The organism is Variovorax raffinosi (assembly GCF_051216615.1).
Taxonomy (GTDB): domain Bacteria; phylum Pseudomonadota; class Gammaproteobacteria; order Burkholderiales; family Burkholderiaceae_C; genus Variovorax.
Genome location: NZ_JBPJZR010000011.1, coordinates 200276 through 218946 on the forward strand (window position 1 = coordinate 200276; position 18671 = coordinate 218946).

16 protein-coding genes are annotated in these 18671 nt (G+C 66.6%); 11 read left to right on the forward strand and 5 right to left on the reverse strand.

From position 1 onward, the window contains the following. Window positions 1-18: 18 nt before the first annotated feature. Window positions 19-657 (forward strand): hypothetical protein, encoded by a 639-nt coding sequence (locus tag ACSFB7_RS28245; protein ID WP_435475632.1) that lies wholly within the window; start codon window positions 19-21, stop codon window positions 655-657. 37 nt (window positions 658-694) lie between these two features. Here the strand turns inward: ACSFB7_RS28245 and ACSFB7_RS28250 are convergent, their stop codons facing one another. The 4 genes from ACSFB7_RS28250 to ACSFB7_RS28265 all read right to left on the reverse strand — a co-directional run bounded on the left by ACSFB7_RS28250 (window position 695) and on the right by ACSFB7_RS28265 (window position 4668). Then, on the reverse strand, window positions 695-919 hold the full coding sequence (locus ACSFB7_RS28250; protein ID WP_435475633.1) for a hypothetical protein: 225 nt from the start codon (window positions 917-919) through the stop codon (window positions 695-697). 375 nt (window positions 920-1294) lie between these two features. Continuing rightward, on the reverse strand, window positions 1295-1489 hold the full coding sequence (locus ACSFB7_RS28255; RefSeq protein ID WP_435475634.1) for a heavy-metal-associated domain-containing protein: 195 nt from the start codon (window positions 1487-1489) through the stop codon (window positions 1295-1297). An 86-nt stretch (window positions 1490-1575) separates the two neighbouring features. Further along, the gene (locus ACSFB7_RS28260) at window positions 1576-4134 is read right to left on the reverse strand and encodes a heavy metal translocating P-type ATPase (protein WP_435475635.1); all 2559 of its coding nucleotides are present in this window, start codon (window positions 4132-4134) and stop codon (window positions 1576-1578) included. A gap of 75 nt (window positions 4135-4209) precedes the next feature. Beyond that, complete coding sequence (locus ACSFB7_RS28265; RefSeq protein ID WP_435475636.1) at window positions 4210-4668, reverse strand: MerR family DNA-binding protein; 459 nt, start codon at window positions 4666-4668, stop codon at window positions 4210-4212. Between the two features lie 221 nt (window positions 4669-4889). Here ACSFB7_RS28265 and ACSFB7_RS28270 point away from each other — a divergent pair, with 221 nt between their 5' ends. The 3 genes from ACSFB7_RS28270 (at window position 4890) to ACSFB7_RS28280 (ending at window position 9203) form a co-directional block, all read left to right on the forward strand. Then, the gene (locus tag ACSFB7_RS28270; protein WP_435475637.1) at window positions 4890-5354 is read left to right on the forward strand and encodes a hypothetical protein; all 465 of its coding nucleotides are present in this window, start codon (window positions 4890-4892) and stop codon (window positions 5352-5354) included. 57 nt (window positions 5355-5411) lie between these two features. Continuing rightward, window positions 5412-7646, forward strand: a complete 2235-nt coding sequence (yccS, locus tag ACSFB7_RS28275; RefSeq protein WP_435475638.1) for a YccS family putative transporter — start codon at window positions 5412-5414, stop codon at window positions 7644-7646. A gap of 138 nt (window positions 7647-7784) precedes the next feature. Beyond that, complete coding sequence (locus ACSFB7_RS28280; RefSeq protein ID WP_435475639.1) at window positions 7785-9203, forward strand: alkaline phosphatase PhoX; 1419 nt, start codon at window positions 7785-7787, stop codon at window positions 9201-9203. Window positions 9204-9268: 65 nt separating this feature from the next. On the opposite strand, the gene ACSFB7_RS28285 is transcribed toward ACSFB7_RS28280, so the two are convergent. Then, window positions 9269-9958, reverse strand: coding sequence for an isochorismatase family protein (locus tag ACSFB7_RS28285; protein WP_435475640.1), 690 nt, complete (start codon window positions 9956-9958; stop codon window positions 9269-9271). Between the two features lie 223 nt (window positions 9959-10181). Between ACSFB7_RS28285 and ACSFB7_RS28290 the strand changes: the two genes are divergently transcribed. The 7 genes from ACSFB7_RS28290 (at window position 10182) to ACSFB7_RS28320 (ending at window position 18568) form a co-directional block, all read left to right on the forward strand. Continuing rightward, the gene (locus ACSFB7_RS28290; protein ID WP_435475641.1) at window positions 10182-10568 is read left to right on the forward strand and encodes a hypothetical protein; all 387 of its coding nucleotides are present in this window, start codon (window positions 10182-10184) and stop codon (window positions 10566-10568) included. A 184-nt stretch (window positions 10569-10752) separates the two neighbouring features. After that, on the forward strand, window positions 10753-11451 hold the full coding sequence (locus tag ACSFB7_RS28295) for a Bax inhibitor-1/YccA family protein (protein WP_435475642.1): 699 nt from the start codon (window positions 10753-10755) through the stop codon (window positions 11449-11451). A 22-nt stretch (window positions 11452-11473) separates the two neighbouring features. After that, a complete protein-coding gene (locus ACSFB7_RS28300) occupies window positions 11474-12019 on the forward strand; it encodes an Rrf2 family transcriptional regulator (RefSeq protein ID WP_435475643.1) in 546 nt (181 codons plus the stop codon). 282 nt (window positions 12020-12301) lie between these two features. After that, a complete protein-coding gene (locus tag ACSFB7_RS28305) occupies window positions 12302-13453 on the forward strand; it encodes an efflux RND transporter periplasmic adaptor subunit (protein ID WP_435475644.1) in 1152 nt (383 codons plus the stop codon). 10 nt (window positions 13454-13463) lie between these two features. After that, complete coding sequence (locus ACSFB7_RS28310) at window positions 13464-16592, forward strand: efflux RND transporter permease subunit (RefSeq protein ID WP_435475645.1); 3129 nt, start codon at window positions 13464-13466, stop codon at window positions 16590-16592. 111 nt (window positions 16593-16703) lie between these two features. Continuing rightward, window positions 16704-17180, forward strand: a complete 477-nt coding sequence (locus ACSFB7_RS28315) for an RNA polymerase sigma factor (protein ID WP_435475646.1) — start codon at window positions 16704-16706, stop codon at window positions 17178-17180. Between the two features lie 356 nt (window positions 17181-17536). Further along, window positions 17537-18568 (forward strand): FecR family protein, encoded by a 1032-nt coding sequence (locus tag ACSFB7_RS28320; protein WP_435475647.1) that lies wholly within the window; start codon window positions 17537-17539, stop codon window positions 18566-18568. Window positions 18569-18671 lie beyond the last annotated feature (103 nt).

Consider the following 18671-nt stretch of genomic DNA (forward strand, 5'->3'; position numbering starts at 1 on the left):
CCATGCAAAGGGCTTTCAATGCGGAAAGCCCCGGCCATTCGCTTTCACCCGGCCGATGGTTCAACGTATCTCAGCGCCCAGTTGCCGGTATCGGTCGCAGACGCGGAGCGGGGACTGCGCGCTTCGGCAGCGAGGCAGGCTTATGGCGGCTCCCATGTGGTCGGCAAGGTTCTCGTCCCGGAACGCGGCCGCTTCTCGCTCGAAGACCAGACGTCGGAGAGAGAACGCGCCGTTGCAAGTCGAAGTGATGACGCCAACGCAACCGGACCGGCGTATCGCCGTCTGATGCAGCGCCCGCTCGACGCGGGCGAGCGTCAATACGGGCTGAAGCCTGAAGTGACGACGAAGACAGGTTCGACGGAACTCGCGTACTGGCAGACCGCCTCGTACACGATGAACGGCAAGCCAATGACGATGTCGTCGGACTTTGCCCTGTCATTGCGCCCCATGGGTCCATGGAAAACGGAACTCAACGTGTACCAGCACGGCGTGAGGCTCTTCACTGGCCGCGAGGTGAGGATGAATGCCCACGCCCTCGGGCTCTACACCGACTGCCGCGAACAATCAGACGATCGCGCGGTGCCCGAAGACCTTGAGGTGGTGATGCAATGGGCGCGCACTGCGATCTACGCAGTGCCGCCCGCCGGCGCAAAGTAAGAGGGTTCGCTGAAGTGCCGGAGCTCCACACAGGAGCTCAAAGCACCGGGGTGCGGGCCACCTCGCTCAGAACTTCATCGAAGTCAAGGTGAAGCAGTTCGACGAGCTTGTCAACGTCCCTTAACTTCATGGTTCCACTTGCCATCAAGGTTTGGACGCGCCGCTCGGACGTACCCATCACGCTCGCCACGTCGCCAAGAGTGAGGTCCGCCTCGGCAAGCTCTCTCCGAAGAATCGCAAGTAGATGTGGGGTTCCGTTCATCGCTGGGTTGGGACGGCATTGAGACTCGCGCTTGAACTGCGCGGATCGGACTGTCCAGGCTGATTGTCCCCAGCCTGGCGATACCTTGGACTGGCTAGTCGCAAGGTATCGTCTCCTGCCGCCCAAGGTATCGCGGTATCGCGCACGGCCCGAGCACCAGCCAAGGCCGTCAACGTGAATCGCAGGAAGTCACGAGGCTACCGGCACGGTGACGACGAACGGCACGATTTGCACTTCGCCACCGGCCTTGAACTGAATCCACAGCGCATACCAACCCGCACGAGAGGGCGTTGCGTGGCGCATCAGCTCGGCAGGTATGGTGGTCTTTTGATGTTCAAGAGCCTTGCGCCTTGATCAATCGGTCATCGCTGCGGATCACTGCTTGTCCGGATACCCCGCCTCGGTCAGCACCGCGAGGAATGCGCTTTCGTCCACGGCGCTGTCGACCCGGACTTCACGCGCGGGCGGATCGGTTTCGATGCGGGCTTGCGGATCGACGCTCAGCAGCGCCTTGGTGACGGACTTGGCGCAGCCGCCGCAGGTCATGTTAGGAATGTAGAAACGATGCATCTTGATTTCCTGGTTGGTTGCTGTGTTCAATTTATGTGCGTTTTGTCTTGAGTGGGTGATCAGCCGGCCGGTGTGTCGGCCCGGGATCAATGGTCGTTCGCCAGACGTGGCGTGGGCGATGCCGTCCCGGTGCGGGCTTCGACCGTCATCGGTGCGCGAAACCGCTTGAGCCGCAGTGCGTTGCCAAGCACGAAGACGCTGGAGAGCGCCATCGCGGCCGCGGCGAAGATCGGCGAAAGCAACATGCCGTTGACCGGATAGAGCGCGCCGGCCGCGACCGGGATCAGCACGGCGTTGTAGGCGAAGGCCCAGAACAGGTTCTGCTTGATGTTGCGGATGGTCGCCTGGCTCAGCGCGATGGCGTTCGGCACGCCGCGCAGGTCGCCCGACATCAGCACCACGTCGGCTGCTTCGATCGCCACATCGGTGCCCGTGCCGATGGCCAACCCGACGTCCGCTTCTGCGAGTGCCGGTGCGTCGTTGATGCCATCGCCCACAAAGGCGACCCGCGCGCCGTTGGCCCGGAACTTCTTCAGCGCCGCGACCTTGCCGTCGGGCAAGACCTCGGCCGCCACTTCATCGATGCCGAGCTGCTTGGCAATCGCCGTGGCCGTGGCCGCGTTGTCGCCGGTGATCATCGCAACCTTGAGGCCGAGCGCGTGCAGCGCCTTGATGGCCGCGGGCGTGGTTTCCTTGATCGGATCGGCGACCGCGATCACCGCCGCAAGGCGGCCGTCGATCGCCGCATAGAGCGGGCTCTTGCCTTGCGCGCCCAGACGCTGGGCGGTCGGCAGGAAGCTCGCCACATCCAAGCCTAGCTGCACCATGAACCGGTCTGCACCGACGGCAATGGTCCGGCCCGCGACCCGGGCCGACACGCCGAAGCCCGGTGTCGCGGCGAAGCCTTCGACGGGGGCGAGCGTGATGTCCCGCTGCTGGGCGGCTGCAACGATCGCTTCAGCGATCGGGTGCTCGGAGCGGGTCTCGACCGCCGCCACGAGCGCCAGCACTTCGTTGTACTCGAAGCCTTCGGCGGGAACGAGGTCGGTCAGCTCGGGGCGTCCCTTGGTCAGCGTGCCGGTCTTGTCGAGCGCGATCACACTCACATCGCGCAGCGCCTGCAAGGCTTCGCCCTTGCGAAAGAGAACACCGAGTTCGGCCGCGCGGCCCGTGCCGACCATGATCGAGGTCGGCGTGGCCAGCCCCATCGCGCATGGGCAGGCAATGATGAGAACCGCGACCGCATTGACGAGCGCGAAGGTCAGCGCCGGGTCCGGACCGAAGACCAGCCAGACCAGGAAGGTCAGCACGGCCGCGGCCATCACCGCCGGCACGAACCACATGGTCACCTTGTCGACCAGCGCCTGGATCGGCAGCTTGGAGCCCTGCGCTTCCTCGACCAGGCGAATGATCTGCGCGAGCACCGTGTTCGCGCCGACCTTGGTCACGCGGAAACTGAAGGCGCCCGTCTTGTTGATGGTGCCGCCGACGACTTCGGCGCCCACGCCCTTCGACACGGGCACCGGCTCGCCGGTGATCATGCTTTCGTCGACATAGGAAGAGCCTTCGACCACCTCGCCATCGACCGGAATCTTCTCGCCCGGACGAACGAGAACGACGTCACCGGTGCTCACCTGGTCGAGCGGAATCTCGACGGTGTTGCCGTTGCGCTCGACGCGCGCGGTCTTGGCCTGGAGCCCGACGAGCCGCTTGATGGCCTGCGAGGTCCGCCCCTTGGCGCGCGCTTCCAGCACGCGCCCGAGCAGGATCAAGGTCACGATGACCACGGCGGCTTCGAAGTAGACGTTGGCGGTGCCCTGCGGCAGCACTTCGGGGAGGAAGGTCGCAACCACCGAATAGCCGTAGGCGGCCGCCGTGCCGACCGAGACCAGCGAGTTCATGTCGGGAGCACCGCGCAGCAACGCCGGCACGCCCTTGCGGAAGAAGCGCAGGCCCGGCCCGAACAGCACAAGCGTGGCCAGCACGAACTGCACATACCAGTTCGTCTGCTCGCCCAGGACGCCCATCACCCAATGATGCATGGCGGGAATCAGGTGCGAGCCCATCTCGAGAACGAAGACCGGCAAGGTGAGAGTGGCCGCAATGATCAGGGAGCGCCGCAGCGATCGCGCCTCGCTCTCGCGGCGCTCGGTGTCCTGGTCGTCCGCATTCGGCGTTTCGGCGGACAGGCGGCGGGACTTGTAGCCTGCCCGCTCGACCGCTGCTTCGAGGTCGGCCGTGGAAACGACGCCGGCCAGAAAGCGCACCCGCGCGCGCTCGGTGGCCAGGTTGACATTGGCTTCGAGCACGCCCGGGATTTGCGTGAGTGCCTTCTCGACCCGGCCCACGCATGACGCGCAGGTCATCTCCTCGATCGCCAGTTCGGTGGTTTCTTCGCGCACGGTGTAGCCGGCGCCTTCGATGGCGCGAACGGCCGCCTGCGGATCGGCCACGCCGCTGAAGCTGATGTCGGCGCGCTCAGTGGCGAGATTGACCGCGGCCGTGTGCACGCCAGGGACCGCCTTCAGCGCACGCTCGACACGGCCGACGCACGATGCGCAGGTCATGCCTTCGACCGGCAGGCTCAGGCGAGTGACCGGCGACCCGGAGGGATTGACGCCTTGTTGGAGGGCAACGGAAGCCATGGAACGACCCTTTGAATGTTTGTTGGGCAAATCTTAAAGATTGACATCGTGTAAAGGTCAAGGCCTTTGGGCGATTTACTTCGTTGGTGCTTCGCAGGCGGCGAAACCCCTGAGGTCGGCCAACTCGTCGAGGATGGGACATTCCGGGCGATGGTCACCCTCGCAGCAGGCGGTCAGGCGCTCCAGCAGGTGCTTCATGCGCCCCAGTTCCTCTATTTGCCGGGCAAGGTCGTTCGCCCTTTCGAGCGCGACGCGCTTCACGTCGAAGCTCGCGCGGCGCCCGTTGCTCCACAGCGCGTGCAGTTCCACGACTTGCGGGGTCTCGAAACCCAGCGCGTGCGCCCTGCGAACGAAGCGCAGTGTCGATACTGCGCGCGCGTCGTATGGGCGGCTGCTCCCGTCGATATGCGCCGCGTTGCCGAGCAGGCCCAGAGACTCGCAGTCGTTCAGCAATTGCACAGACGCGCCGGTTCGCGCAACGACTTCGGCGAGGAGCAAGCGCTCCGCGGCAGCATGCGTCATAGGGTCTTCCATGGAGATCTCCTTCCAGATAAAGAAAGGGAAAAGTCTCCACGCTCACACGGTTGGAATGTCAAGGGGTGCGCTTGGGCCACCGTTGGACGCGCTGTTCATCCTTCAGGCAACCCTGTTTTAATGGCGCCTCGTCGATGAGATCGACGCGCAGGTTGCGTTCGCTGCAAGCGGCCTGCAATACAAAAATATGTAGAGAGGAAAGCACTTTGGAGATAGATGCGATGGCCGTCCTTTCGACCGCCATGGTGCTTGTAGCGCAGGCGCTCTCTTTCTGGTTCATCTATCGGATCTGGAAGAAGCTGCGCAAGCCCAAGGCGCCCGCTTTATCTGGTGCTGGCCTTGCGGCGATCAAGAACGGGGATGTTCGCGTGGCGGCAACCTTCACCGGTTTGCGCGGGCTGCCGTGGGTCGCGTTGGCGAGCAACAGCCTGAATCCCGTTTTCCGCATCGAAGACCAGCACCTGGCTTTCCGGGTACTCCGCCAACAGCAGCGGTCTTACGCGGACATTTGCGAGGTCGATGTCCGCGAAGCCTACGGCACGTTCAACCTGATCTTTGCCTTTCGCGACACGCGCCTGACGTTTGTGGCCAATGTGGGCACCGCTGCCCGTGGCGCGCAGGCCCTGGCGTTGCTGCCTGACAGCGTCCCCATCTCCGAACGCGCACGGAAAGCGCGCGAACCGTGAGTCATCGCGGCTGAGGGGGCGCCACGAACCGTGGCATGCATCGTGCAAGATCGCACCATGCTTTCCCTGTCTTCCGACGCGCTGCGCCAGCAGTTGCGGTCTTTTGCCTCCCGCGCACAGCCGCTGCGCATCCTGCTCACGCTCGGCAGCCTGATGGCCGCGTGCGGCTACACCGATCACCCCGATGCGGTGATCCCGCTGTTCCTTGGTGCCATCGCCAGCGCGCTTGCCGAAACCGACGACAGCTGGCGCGGCCGCCTGCGCGCGCAGCTCGTCACGCTCGCCTGCTTCGCGGCGATGGCGTTCGCGGTCGAGGCGCTGTTTGGCCTGCCGCTGCTGTTCATCACCGGGCTCGCGCTCGCGGCATTCAGCCTCACGATGCTGGGTGCGGTGGAGGCGCGCTACAAGGCGATTGCCTATGCGACGCTGATCCTGGGCATGTATGCCACGCTGGGCATCGAGAACATGAGCGCGCACGGCGCCGTCGTGGCCCATCGTGGCCGCGAGCCCCTGTTGCTGCTGGCGGGCGCGGCTTGGTATGGCGTGTTCTCGGTGCTCTGGTGCGCGGCCTTTCCGGCGCAGCCGGTGCAGGCGCGGCTGGTCACGCTGTTCACGGTGCTGGGCAACTTCGTGCGCTTCAAGGCCTCGCTGTTCGAGCCGCTGCGCGGCATCGACATCGAACGCAAGCGGCTGTCGCTCGCGCAGCTCAACGCACAGGTGGTGACAGAGCTGAATGCGGCCAAGGAAAGCATCTTCCGTCGCATCGGCGCGCGGGCGCCGACGGGGCGCATCTCGCGCTACCGAGGGCTGTACCTGATCGCGCAGGACGTGCACGAGCGCGCCAGTTCCTCGCACGACGACTACAACGCGCTGGCCGACGCCTTCTTCCACAGCGACCTGCTGTACCGCTGCCAGCGCGTGCTGGACCTGCAGGGCATCGCATGCCAGCGCCTCGCGGTGTCGATCGAGCGGCGCGAGCCCTTCGAGGTGGGCACCGAAACCGTCCAGGCGCTGGCCGACCTGCGCAGCGCCATCGCGCATGAACGCGCGCGTGCGTCCACGCCCGAGCGGCTGGTGCTGCTGGCCTCGGTCGAGGCGCTCGCGCGCAACCTCGCACAGCTCGACGGGCAGCTCACGGGCGCGAGCCAGCCATCGGCACGCGCCGGCCGTACCGAGATGGGTTTGTTCGACCGTTCGCCGCGCTCATGGCGCGATGCGGTCGAGCGCGTGCGGCGTCAGCTCACGCCGCGCTCGCCGCTGTTTCGGCATGCGCTCCGGCTGTCGATCGCGCTGGTCGTGGGCTATGGCGTGATGCACCTGATCCATCCGGCGCAGGGCTACTGGATCCTGCTGACCACGCTGTTCGTGTGCCAGCAGACCTACGGCGACACCATCTCGCGCATGGGCCAGCGCATCGCTGGCACGGCGCTCGGCGTGGTGGCCGGCTGGGCGCTGCTGCAGTTGTTTCCGCAGCCGCTGGTGCAATCGGTGATCGCGGTGGCGGCCGGCGTGCTGTTCTTCGCCACACGCACCACGCGCTACCTGCTGGCGACGGCCTCGATGACGCTGCTGGTGCTGATGTGCTTCAACCAGGTCGGCGACAGCGGCGTGCTGCTCGTGCCGCGGCTGGTCGACACCGCCATCGGCAGCGCGATCGCCGGGCTTGCCGTGCTGCTGGTGTTGCCGCACTGGCAGGCACGCCGCATCAACGAACTGGCGGCCACGGCCTTGCGCGGCCACGCGGGCTACCTGCGGCAGATCGTCGCGCAGTACCGCACGGGCGCACGCGATCACCTCGACTACCGGCTGGCGCGGCGCAACGACCACAACGCCGATGCGGCCCTGTCGACCGCCGTGTCCGACATGTTCCGCGAGCCTGGCTATGTGCGGCCGCGCGCGGGCGTGGCGCTGCGCTTTCTGATCCGCTCGCACACGCTGCTGAGCTACCTGTCGGCGCTGGGCGCGCACCGCGCGGCGCTGCCCGATTCGGCGCAGATGGCGGTGTTGCGCACCGCGGCGGAAGGCGCGATTGCAGCGCTCGATGCGCTGGCGGCCGGGCTCGAAAGCGGTTCGGTCGATGGCCCGCGCGACACCGCCTCGGAGTCGGCCGCGCGCGCCGCGTTGGCGCAAGCGGCGGCGGCCAGCGGCGACGCCGATCCGCAGGCGCGCACCTTTCATACCGAACTGGGTTTGATCTGGCTGCAGATCGACGCGCTGCGCGGGCATGCGCGCGAATGGCTGCGGGCGGACGACGATCCGGCCGCCACGGTGGGCCCTGCACCGCACGCCTAGGCAGGTCGTTTTTTCATCGGATCGGGGCGAGGTATTAACGCAACACCGTTGCCTTAGTTGGGTTATTGGTCACGAATCAGTCATGTGGACGTCAAAGAATGGCGCCGCCTAGAAACCTGACTTCCACCTGACTCACCAATGAAGACCACCCCGCGCACGACCTTCCCCGCCATCCCCCTCGATCTTCCCCAGCGCCGCGCCTTCCTGCGGCAAAGCTTCGCCACCGCGGGTGCGGTAACGCTCCCCGCCTTCCTGGCCGCTTGCGGTGGCGGCGGCTCCGGTGGTTTCCTGCCGACACCCGGCCTGCCGCCCGCCCCGGCGCCGGAGCCCGCACCTCCCCCGCCGCCCGAGGCACCGGTCGTCAAGAAGAGTCCGTTCGCGGAGTTCTCGGCATTGCAGCCTGCCGATGCCAACGGCGTGATGCTGCCGAAGGGCTTCACCTCGCGCATCGTCGCGACGACGGGCGCCATCGCGGCAGGCAGCTATGCCTGGCACGGCGCACCGGACGGCGGGGCGACCTACCCGACCGAGAACGGCGGCTGGATCTACGTCAGCAATTCAGAGATTGGCAGCAAGGGCGGCGGCGTCGGCGCGCTGCGCTTCGATGCCAATGGCACGGTGGTCGATTCGTACCCGATCCTGAAGAACACGACGACGAATTGCGCCGGCGGCCCCACGCCGTGGAACACCTGGTTGTCGTGCGAGGAATATTCGGGCGGCATGGTGTGGGAGTGCGATCCGGCCAAGCCCTGGGTGGATGCCAGCAGCGCCCCGAGCCTGCCGGCCCTGGGCCTCTACGCGCACGAGGCCGTGTGCGTGGACCCGGTCCACAAGACCCTCTTCCTGACGGAGGACGCATCCGGTGGCCGTGTCTACCGCTTCGTGTGCGATGCGATCGACTGGCCCGAAGGCGCCAGCCGCGCCGCGATGAAGACCGGCCGGCTCCAGGTGCTCAAGGTCAAGGGCGTCGTGAACGATGTCGACCTGGCCGCGCCCGACTACGCCAAGCTGAAGGACTACAGCAAGCCCCAGCCGGTGGAGTGGATCGATGTGGTCAACCCCGAAAAGCCGCAGTCGACGGTGCGCAGCGACCTGCGCAAAGCTGCGCTCACCCCACCCGGCGCCAACTTCCCCAAGGCCGAAGGCATCTGGTTCTTCAATGGCATCGTGTATTTCGTCACCTCCTTCAATGCACGGATCTGGGCCTACGACACACAGCACGAAACGCTCGAGGTGATCTACGACGGCAAGGACAAGGACGGCAAGAGCAAGGATGCGAGCACGCATTCGATCAACGAACCGGACAACCTGACGATCTCGGCGCTCGGTGACATCCTGGTGGCGGAAGACGCGGGCAATCTCGAGATCGGCGTGCTGCGGATCGATTCGGGAACCTCCCAGCCGCTGATGCGCCTGGAAGATCACGACGACAGCGAGATCACAGGCCCCGCAATGTCGCCCGATGGCAAGCGGCTGTACTTCAGCTCGCAGCGCGGCAAGGGGAAGACCAGGATCGGCCTGACCTTCGAGATCACGCTGCCGTCCGCGGCGAAGTAGGAAGAAGAGCAAAAAGGAAAAGCGCCGCGCCCGTATCGGGCGGCGGCGCCGGCTGCGCGGCGTGCTCAGGCCCGCAGCGAATCCAGCTGCTCGCTGTTCTTCACAACCTCCTGCGCCTTCACATAGCTCTCGATCAGCAACTGGTACGGCGGGAACACCGCGCTGTAGGCCTCGGCCCACTGCAGCGCGTCTTCGCGGTTCCAGGTCTTCTGGATTTCGGAACAGACGGCCGCGGTGTCGATCGGCACCACGCCGGCCTGCACCACGCGCGCCAGCGTGATCTCTTGCGCCATCTTCGAGTAGGTGCCCGAGGCGTCGATCACCGCGAACACGCGATAGCCCTCGTGCGCCGCCGCGATGCTGGGGAAGGCCATGCACACGCTGGTGATGGTGCCGGCAATGATCAGCGTGCCCCGGCCGGTGGCCTTCACGGCCGCGACGAACTCGGGGTTGTCCCAGGCGTTGATCTCGCCCCTGCGCGCCACGTACTGCGCATGCGGCGCGTACTTGTGGACTTCGGGGATCAACGGGCCGTTCGGTCCCTGCGGGACGGAAGCTGTGGTGATGACCGGCATCTTCGCCAGCGTCGCGACCTTGGCCAGCGTGGTGACGTTGGCGCGCAGCTCGGTCATCGGCATGTCCTTGACGGTCTGGAACAGGCCGCTCTGGTGGTCGATCAGCAGCATGACGGCGTCGTCGGCGTCGATCACGGGCTTGGCGCCGTTGAAGTTGGCGATGTTGTCGTTGGTGGGCATGAAAGGTTCTCCTGGAAGTTGAGGTGAATACCCGGCAAGCAGAGGTCGCCGATGCATGTCCAGAAGGCTAAAAGCGGAGCCAAAACTCCGGTAGTCGGCCAGATTTGCCATGACCGTCTCATCTCATGGACGATGAAGAACACCTGAACATCCGCACGGCCCGGTCGGAGAAAGCGCCGTCTTTGCGGTGGGGCGGGCCGGCGGCAGGTAAAATTACCCCTTCATGTCCCGCTGGTTTGCCGCTACTGTCCTTGCCCTCATGTTGTCCTGCTACGGCTTTGCCGTGCTTGCCCACAACCTGATCGGTGTCGGCCATTCGTACGGCAACAACCAAACCTCCTCTCAGGTCAGCCAGGTCGAACAGCCCCTGGTCACCATCGTTTCGCTCGCCGACGCAACCACCGTCGGCGATGCCGATTCGGCATCGGACGATGCCACCAACATCGACGAAGCAGGCTCGGAACACGCCGAGCTGGTCGATGCCCGCAACGACGTGCGCCTGCCGCAGCGTCTGTCGGAAGAGCCGCCAAAACTCGGCCTGACGACCACCATCTCGCCGTTCCTCGAACGGCCCAAGCGGCCTCCCCGGCTCGCCACCTTCGTCGCCTAGGCCTTCGGGCCTTGCGCGACCGGGAGCCTGCGCGGCTCCCGCCCCTTCGATACGGCCTGCCGGCCTTCCGGCACACCCGCATCGCAACGACGACACCTTCCATTCCGGCCGTTCGCCAACTGCACGTGCCATTCCGTCCAGACCGGCATCGGTCCACATCCTTCAAGGAAATCAGGAAATCACAATGAACAACAGCCCAACCACTTACCACCCCGGCTTCGACGCACCGATCGCCTCGGTGCAGGAGCGCAACCGCGTCCTGCGCAACACCTACTGGCTGCTCGCGCTGTCGATGGTGCCCACCGTGCTCGGCGCCTGGATCGGCGTCTCGACCGGCCTGGCCCGCGCCATGTCGCCCGGCATCGGCCTGATGGTCTTTCTCGGCGGCGCCTTCGGCTTCATGTACGCCATCGAGAAGACCAAGGAATCCGCCGCCGGCGTGCCGGTGCTGCTGGCCTTCACCTTCTTCATGGGCCTGATGCTGTCGCGCCTGGTCGGCACGGTGCTCGGCCTGTCCAACGGCGCGAGCCTCGTGATGACGGCGTTCGCCGGCACCGGCGCGATCTTCCTGGGCATGGCCACGCTGTCGTCGGTCATCAAGCGCGACCTGTCGTCCATGGGCAAGTGGCTCTTCATCGGCGCGATCCTGCTGCTGGTGGCGGGCATCGCCAACTTCTTCATCAAGTCGAGCGCGCTGATGATGACGCTGTCGGTTGCCGCCATCGGCATCTTCTCGGCCTTCATCCTGCACGACCTCAAGCGCGTGAAGGACGGCCTGGAAACCAACTACATCTCGGCCACGCTGGGCGTCTACCTCAGCATCTACAACGTCTTCCAGTCGCTGCTGGCCCTGCTGGGCATCGCCGGCGGCCGCGACGAGTAATCCCCCGAAAAGGAGAACTGACATGCGCCTCACCACCAAAGGCCGCTTTGCGGTCACCGCGATGATCGACATCGCATTGCACGGCCGCTCGGGTCCGGTCACGCTGGCATCGATCAGCCTGCGTCAGCGGGTCTCGCTGTCGTACCTGGAACTGCTGTTCGGCAAGCTGCGCCGCAACGAGCTGGTCGAATCGACCCGGGGTCCGGGCGGCGGCTATTCGCTCAGCCGCAAGGCGGCCGACATTTCCGTGGCGGACATCGTCCTCTCGATCGAGGAACACGATGTCGAATCCACCCGGCGACGCGACAACGGCGCCCCCGGCGACGCCGGCCGCTGCGAGATCGACGAGCTCTGGGCCACCGTGAATCTTCGCGCGGTCGAGTTCCTCAAGTCGATTTCGCTGCAAAGCCTGGTCGACGAGCAGAAGGCCAAGGGCGTGCAGCCCGCGGCGCGGCAAGACACCCGGCGTGCGCCGGCCGGCCAGCCGGTCACGCGCAAGCCCTTCGTCGTGGATGCGCCCAACTCCGTGTTTGCCTTGGGCTTGCGCCACCAGCAAAGCGCCAGTTAGGCCCGCCGCCACTGCTGCCCCACGGGGCGGCAGCCACGGCGAGCCACAGACCGACCGCTCTTCGCGGCCCATGCAGCCAGCCCTTCGCCACGGATCGACGTGGTGACGGGTTGGCACCTGCATGGGCCTTTTTTCGTTGGCGACGACTGCTGCTTTCCCACGCGGCAGTCTTGGGATTTCTTCATGTTGCAACGCAACACCAAAGGCACAATGCACCGTTCAGGTGCAGGCGCGCAATCCGGGCGATCCCCCGCGCGCGCGACACCGCGACTCCAGATGGCCATGACCACCTTCAAGCTTTTGCTTCCCCTTTCCCTGCTCGCGCTCGCTGCATGCGGCGCCAAGCAGCCTCCCGCCACCGAGACCGCACCGCCCGAAGTCGGCGTGGTGGCGCTGCACGCCGGCGACGTGGCGGTGCACACCGAACTCTCGGGCCGCACCGCCGCCTACCGCGTCTCCGAAGTACGGCCGCAGGTCAACGGCATCGTGCGCAAGCGCCTGTTCGAAGAAGGCAGCATGGTCCGCGCGGGCCAGGTGCTGTACGAGATCGAGCCCGGCCCGTTCGAGGCCGCCCACGAGCAGGCGCAAGCCACCCTGGCGACCTCGCAGGCCACCATTGCCAGCCTGCGCGGCAAGGCCGAACGCTTTGGCGAACTGGTCAAGGCCAATGCCGTGAGCAAGCAGGAACACGAAGAAGCGCAGGCCGCGCTCATCCAGGCACAAGCCAGCGTGAAAGCCGCGCAAGCAGCGGTGAAGGCGGCGCGCATCAACCTCGACTTCACGCGCATCACCGCGCCCATCGCGGGACGCATCGGCCGCTCGGGCGTGACCGAGGGGGCGCTCGTGGCATCGGGTCAGGCGATGGCGATGGCCACGATCCAGCGGCTCGATCCGATCTACGTCGACGTGGTGCAGTCGAGCCTTGAATTGACGAAGCTCAAGCGCCGCTTCATCTCGGGCGACATGGCACCGGCCAGCACCCAGGTCGGCCTGCGCATGGAAGACGGCCTGCCCTATCCGCATGCGGGCACGCTGAAGTTCTCCGAAGTGGGCGTCGATGCGGCCACCGGCTCGGTCACGCTGCGCGCGGAATTCCCCAACCCGCAGGGGCTGTTGCTGCCCGGCATGTACGTGCGCGCGCAGGTCGAGTCCGGCGTGGAGCGCCAGGCCATCCTGGCGCCGCAGCGCGGCGTGGCCCGCAACGAAAAGGGCGAGCCGACCGCGCTGGTGGTCGGTGCCGGCGACAAGGTCGAGCTGCGCGCGCTCGAAGTGCGCAGCGCCGAAGGCGAACACTGGATCGTGACCAAGGGTCTGCGCGACGGCGACCGCCTCGTGGTCGACGGCCTGCAGCGCGCGCATCCCGGCGAGAAGGTCAAGCCGGTGCCGGTGTCCGCGAGCGCATCGGCACCGGCGACCGTTTCCTCCGGCGAATAAGAAGAATCCCGTGATCGCCAATTTCTTCATTCATCGGCCCGTCTTCGCCTGGGTCATCGCCATCCTCATCATGCTGGCCGGCGGCGTGGCCATTCGCACCTTGCCGGTGTCGCAGTACCCGGACATCGCGCCGCCGACCGTGACCATCTCCGCCAACTACCCCGGCGCTTCGGCGCAGGCGGTGGAAAGCAGCGTCACGCAGGTCCTGGAGCAGCAGCTCAAGGGCATCGACGGCCTGATGTATTTCAAGTCGACGAGCAGCTCGGCGGGCTATGTCGACATCAGCGTCACCTTCCGCCAGGGCATCAACCCCGACACCGCGCAGGTGCAGGTGCAGAACAAGGTCAGCCAGGCCACCAGCCGCCTGCCGCAGGCGGTGCAGCAGCAAGGCGTGACGGTCGCCAAGTCGCAGAACAACTTCTTGCTGATCGTGGCGCTCTACGACGAGACCGGCCAACGCACCGACACCGACATCTCCGACTGGATGGCCAGCAACCTGCGCGACCCGATCAGCCGCGTCGACGGCGTGGGCTCGGTGCAGGCGTTCGGCGCGTCGTATGCCATGCGCATCTGGCTCGACCCGCACCGGCTGGCCAGCTACCAGTTGATGCCGTCCGACGTGACGGCCGCCATCACCGCGCAGAACACGCAGGTGTCGGTGGGCGAGATCGGCGCGCGGCCTTCATCGCCCACGCAGCACCTGAACGCCACCGTCACCGCGCTCTCGCGGCTGCAGACGCCGGCGCAGTTCCGCGACATCGTGCTCAAGACGCAGGCCGACGGCGCCGTGGTACGGCTGGGCGACGTGGCGCGCGTGGAAATCGGCAGCGAGTCGTATGCGGAAACCACGCGCCTGAACGGCCACCCTGCCGCGGGCTCGGCCGTGATGCTGGCGCCCGGCGCCAATGCGCTGACCACCGCCAACGCGGTGAAGGCGCGCATCTCAGAACTGGAGCGTTCGCTGCCCGCCGGCCTGCGCGTGGCCTACGCGGAAGACTCCACGCGCTTCGTCAAGATCTCGATCAAGTCGGTCATCAAGACGCTGCTGGAAGCCATCGCGCTGGTGGTGGTCGTGATGTTCCTGTTCTTGCAGAACTGGCGCGCCACGGTGATCCCGGCCATCACCGTGCCGGTGGTGCTGCTGGGCACCTTCGGCGTGCTCGCGGCCTTCGGCTATTCGATCAACGTGCTCACGCTGTTCGGCATGGTGCTGGCCATCGGCCTGCTGGTGGACGACGCCATCGTGGTGGTGGAGAACGTCGAACGCGTCATGCACGAAGAGGGGCTCGACGCCAAGGCCGCCACCATCAAGTCGATGAAGGAAATCACCGGTGCGCTGATCGGCATCGCGGTAGTGGTGTCGGCGGTGTTCCTGCCGATGACCTTCTTCGGCGGCTCGGTGGGCGTGATCTACCGGCAGTTCTCGGTGACCATCATCGCGTCGATGGTGCTGTCGGTGGTCGTGGCCATCGTGCTCATTCCGGCGCTGTGCGCGCGCTTCCTCAAGGCCGGCGTGCCGCCGCGCACGCGTGGTTTTCTGGGTGCGTTCAATCGCCGCTTCGACGCCGCGCAAGGCCGCTATGTGAGCGTGCTGGGCCGCATGCTGCGCAAGCCGCTGCGCTTCACGGCCGTGTATGTGGCCATCGTGGCCGGCATGGGCCTGCTGTACGTCAGCCTGCCCGGCGGCTTCCTGCCGGAAGAAGACCAGGGCAGCGTGATGGTCGTGCTCACGCTGCCGGCCGGCGCCACCGCGGGCCGCACCGACGAAGTCAACCGCGCCGTCGAAAAGTACTTCCTGGAAACCGAGAAGGACACCACCGACACCATCTTCACGCTCACCGGCTGGAGCTACAGCGGCTCAGGGCAGAACATGGGCATGGCTTTCGTCTCGCTGAAGGACTGGTCCGAACGGCCCGGCGCGGACAAGCGCGCGCACGCCATCGCGGAACGTGCCGGCGCGGCGCTGTCCAAACAACAACGCGACGCCGAGGTCTACGGCATGGTGCCGCCGCCGATCGAAGGACTGGGCCAATCCAACGGCTTCGAGTTCTGGCTGCAGGACACCTCGGGCATGGGCGCCGAGCGGCTGGTGCAGGCGCGCGAACGGCTGGTGCGCGAGGCCGACAAGGACAAGCGCCTGCAGTCGGTGCGCGCCAACAGCGTGGCCGGCACGCCGCAACTGCAGGTCGACATCGACCAGCTCAAGGCCTCGGCCCTGCGGCTGTCGCTAGACGACGTGAACACCACGCTGGGCATTGCCTGGGGCGGCAGCTACGTCAACGATTTCATCGACCGTGGCCGCGTCAAGCGCGTGTACGTGCAGTCCGATGCGCCCTACCGCTCGGCACCGGACGACATCAGCCAGTGGTTCGTGCGCGGCAGCACCGGTGCGATGACGCCGTTCTCGGCCTTCGCGAGCACGCGCTGGTCGCAGGGCGCCTCGCAACTGGAGCGCTACAACGGCGTGCCCGCGGTGCAGATCCAGGGCGCGGCATCGCAGGGTGTCAGCTCGGGCACGGCAATGGCGGCCATCGAGACCATCGCGAAGAAGCAGAGCGGCACGGGCCAGGCCTGGAGCGGTTTGTCCTACCAGGAGCGGCTGTCGGGCGGGCAGGCGCCGCTGCTGTTCGCGCTGTCGATCCTCGTGGTGTTCCTGTGCCTGGCCGCGCTGTACGAGAGCTGGTCGGTGCCGTTCTCGGTGATGCTGGTGATTCCGCTGGGCGTGCTCGGCGCGGTGATCGCGGCGGCGCTGCGCGGGTTGTCGAACGACATCTACTTCCAGGTCGGCCTGCTCGCGACCATCGGCCTGTCGGCCAAGAACGCGATCCTGATCATCGAGTTCGCCGAAGCGGCGCTGCGGCGCGGCGTGCCGCTGCTCGAAGCAGTGGCCGAAGGCGCGCGCCTGCGGCTGCGGCCGATCCTGATGACCTCGCTGGCCTTCCTGGCGGGCGTGATCCCGCTGGCTGTTGCCACGGGCGCGGGCTCGGGCAGCCAGACCGCGATCGGCACCGGCGTGTTCGGCGGCGTGCTCGCGGCAACGGCCTTGGGCATCTTCTTCGTGCCGCTGTTCTACCTGCTGGTCAAGCGCGGGGCCGCAAGGCTGATGGGGCGCAAGGCGGGCGAGGAACAGGCTGCCTGAGCCCCCCGGCGGGGGCCGTCCCTATAATTTCGGCCTCCGCTCCCCCGCCACAGATCCAGCCACCGCTACATCTCAGCCACGACGGGAGTTTCCTGTTTCACACCGGCTGAGGTGTACGTGCCCGAGCGCTACTACAGAGAACTGCTGCGGTATTTCACCCGCAAGGCCGGCGATGGCGACACCGCCGCCGACGTCGTGCAAGAGGCCTACACGCGCGTGCTGATTCACCAGGACGCCGGCGGCCCGGTCTTCGAGCCGCGCGCGCTGCTCTACCAGACGGGCCGCAACGTCCTCGCAAGCCAGGCCGTGCGCCGCGCGGCGGAGTTGCGCATGCTGGACACGCTGGCACTGGTGAGCGCCGACAGCGCACCCTCGGTGGAGCGCCACGTCAGCGCGCGGCAACAGCTCGAACGTCTGGTTGCGCTGCTGGAAGACATGCCACGCAAGCGCCGCAACGCCTTCATCCTGGTGCGCATCCATGGTCTGAGCTATGCGCAGACGGCGGCACACATGGAGATCAGCGAGAAGGCTGTGGAGCGGCATATGACGCGTGCTCTTCTCGACTGTGCGGGTTATGGGCGGGGCTGAGATGACGCATTGCTTTTCTGTTCTTCTTGCTGGGCGGTTTGTTCGTCGCTGCTGTTCAGGGCGTCGCTCGCGCCGACACGGGGCTCTTTTTCGCGAATGTCCCCCGCTTCGCTCCTCCTTTATTTCGCGAAAAAGAGCCCCGTGTCGGCGCGAGCGCTGGACAGAGTGGTTGTTGATCAACGGTACACCAGCAGCGTGCCCATGTGCGAATGACACCAGGTGCTCCCCGCAGCGAAATAAAGGAGGAGCGAAGCGGGGGACATTCGCGGAGGGGAGCTCCTGGTGTCATTCGCACTCGTCCCGAATGACCCCGAACCCGCCCCGAACAGCAGCCCCGATGAAGCACTGAAACGACCATGCCCCCCCGCACCGCCCCTTTGCTCAGTGACGAAGAACGCCGCGCCCCCCGCGCGCTGGTGGAACATGCGCTGACACTCATCGGCCGCATCCACCGCGGCAGCCCTGAAGCCGCGCAAGCCGCCGAGGTCGAACTCGCCCGTTGGCGCAGCGTCAATGCCGAGAACTCCGAAGCCACGGCCACCGCGCACCGCATCTGGAACGCGGCCGACGCCGGTGCGTTGCGCGGCCAGATGGCGATGCCCCCGACGGCCGCGCAGGAACGCCAGTCGCGCCGCCGTGTCGTCGGGCTGCTGGGCGTGGCGGGCTTCGCGGCGCTCGCAGGCGTTGGCGGGCGCTGGTACTGGCAACGCCCGGTCTACCAGGCGGCGCCGCGCACGGGCCAGGCACAGACGCTGGCGCATGCGCTGCCGGATGGCAGCACGCTGGACCTGGCCGCCAACACGGCACTGGAGATCACGCTTTATCGCGACCGCCGCACGGTGCGGCTGGTGCAGGGCGAGGCACGGTTCGCCGTGGCGCACGACGCACAGCGCCCCTTCACCGTGAGCACGGAATGGGGGCACGTGCGCGTGCTGGGCACCGTGTTCACGGTGTCGGTGCGCGACGGACGCATGCGGCTGGCGGTGGCCGAAGGGCGCGTTGCCGTCTGGGCGCACACGCAGGCAGGCGGCCCGCTTGATGTGGAAGCTACACCGCCGGCGACCATCCTGCAGGCCGGGGAAGCCATCGAGGCCGACGCGCTGGGGCTGGGCACGCGCAGTCGTGTCGACGTGGGCGAAGTCGCCGACTGGAAACAGGGCTGGCTGGTGTTCCGCAACACGCGGCTGCCCGAGGCGCTGGCACGCTGGAACGACTACCTGCGCCAACCCCTGCGACTGGCCGACGACAGCGCCTTGCGCGAGATGCGCGTGACGGGCAGCTACCGGCTGCAGGACCCGCAGGCCTTCCTGAACGGGCTGGCCGTGATGCTGCCGGTGCGCACGGCGCGCAATGCCGATGGCACGACGGACATCGCACGCCGGCCCTGATCTGTCTGCCTGCCCGCCCGCCCGCCCGCCCGCAACTTTTTTCGATTTTCTTTGTGGGGTAAACGGCCCTGAGCTTGTCTTCTGTTTGAAACCCATCTCCAGG

What these genes read in the sequence shown, in the direction of transcription:
- ACSFB7_RS28305 (WP_435475644.1), top strand. Translation starts at nt 12,302, where the DNA reads ATGACCACCTTCAAGCTTTTGCTTCCCCTTTCCCTGCTCGCGCTCGCT.
- ACSFB7_RS28250 (WP_435475633.1), bottom strand. Translation starts at nt 919, where the DNA reads ATGAACGGAACCCCACATCTACTTGCGATTCTTCGGAGAGAGCTTGCC.
- ACSFB7_RS28245 (WP_435475632.1), top strand. Translation starts at nt 19, where the DNA reads ATGCGGAAAGCCCCGGCCATTCGCTTTCACCCGGCCGATGGTTCAACG.
- yccS (WP_435475638.1), top strand. Translation starts at nt 5,412, where the DNA reads ATGCTTTCCCTGTCTTCCGACGCGCTGCGCCAGCAGTTGCGGTCTTTT.
- ACSFB7_RS28320 (WP_435475647.1), top strand. Translation starts at nt 17,537, where the DNA reads ATGCCCCCCCGCACCGCCCCTTTGCTCAGTGACGAAGAACGCCGCGCC.
- ACSFB7_RS28285 (WP_435475640.1), bottom strand. Translation starts at nt 9,958, where the DNA reads ATGCCCACCAACGACAACATCGCCAACTTCAACGGCGCCAAGCCCGTG.
- ACSFB7_RS28265 (WP_435475636.1), bottom strand. Translation starts at nt 4,668, where the DNA reads ATGGAAGACCCTATGACGCATGCTGCCGCGGAGCGCTTGCTCCTCGCC.
- ACSFB7_RS28255 (WP_435475634.1), bottom strand. Translation starts at nt 1,489, where the DNA reads ATGCATCGTTTCTACATTCCTAACATGACCTGCGGCGGCTGCGCCAAG.
- ACSFB7_RS28270 (WP_435475637.1), top strand. Translation starts at nt 4,890, where the DNA reads ATGGCCGTCCTTTCGACCGCCATGGTGCTTGTAGCGCAGGCGCTCTCT.
- ACSFB7_RS28290 (WP_435475641.1), top strand. Translation starts at nt 10,182, where the DNA reads ATGTCCCGCTGGTTTGCCGCTACTGTCCTTGCCCTCATGTTGTCCTGC.
- ACSFB7_RS28260 (WP_435475635.1), bottom strand. Translation starts at nt 4,134, where the DNA reads ATGGCTTCCGTTGCCCTCCAACAAGGCGTCAATCCCTCCGGGTCGCCG.
- ACSFB7_RS28280 (WP_435475639.1), top strand. Translation starts at nt 7,785, where the DNA reads ATGAAGACCACCCCGCGCACGACCTTCCCCGCCATCCCCCTCGATCTT.
- ACSFB7_RS28295 (WP_435475642.1), top strand. Translation starts at nt 10,753, where the DNA reads ATGAACAACAGCCCAACCACTTACCACCCCGGCTTCGACGCACCGATC.
- ACSFB7_RS28300 (WP_435475643.1), top strand. Translation starts at nt 11,474, where the DNA reads ATGCGCCTCACCACCAAAGGCCGCTTTGCGGTCACCGCGATGATCGAC.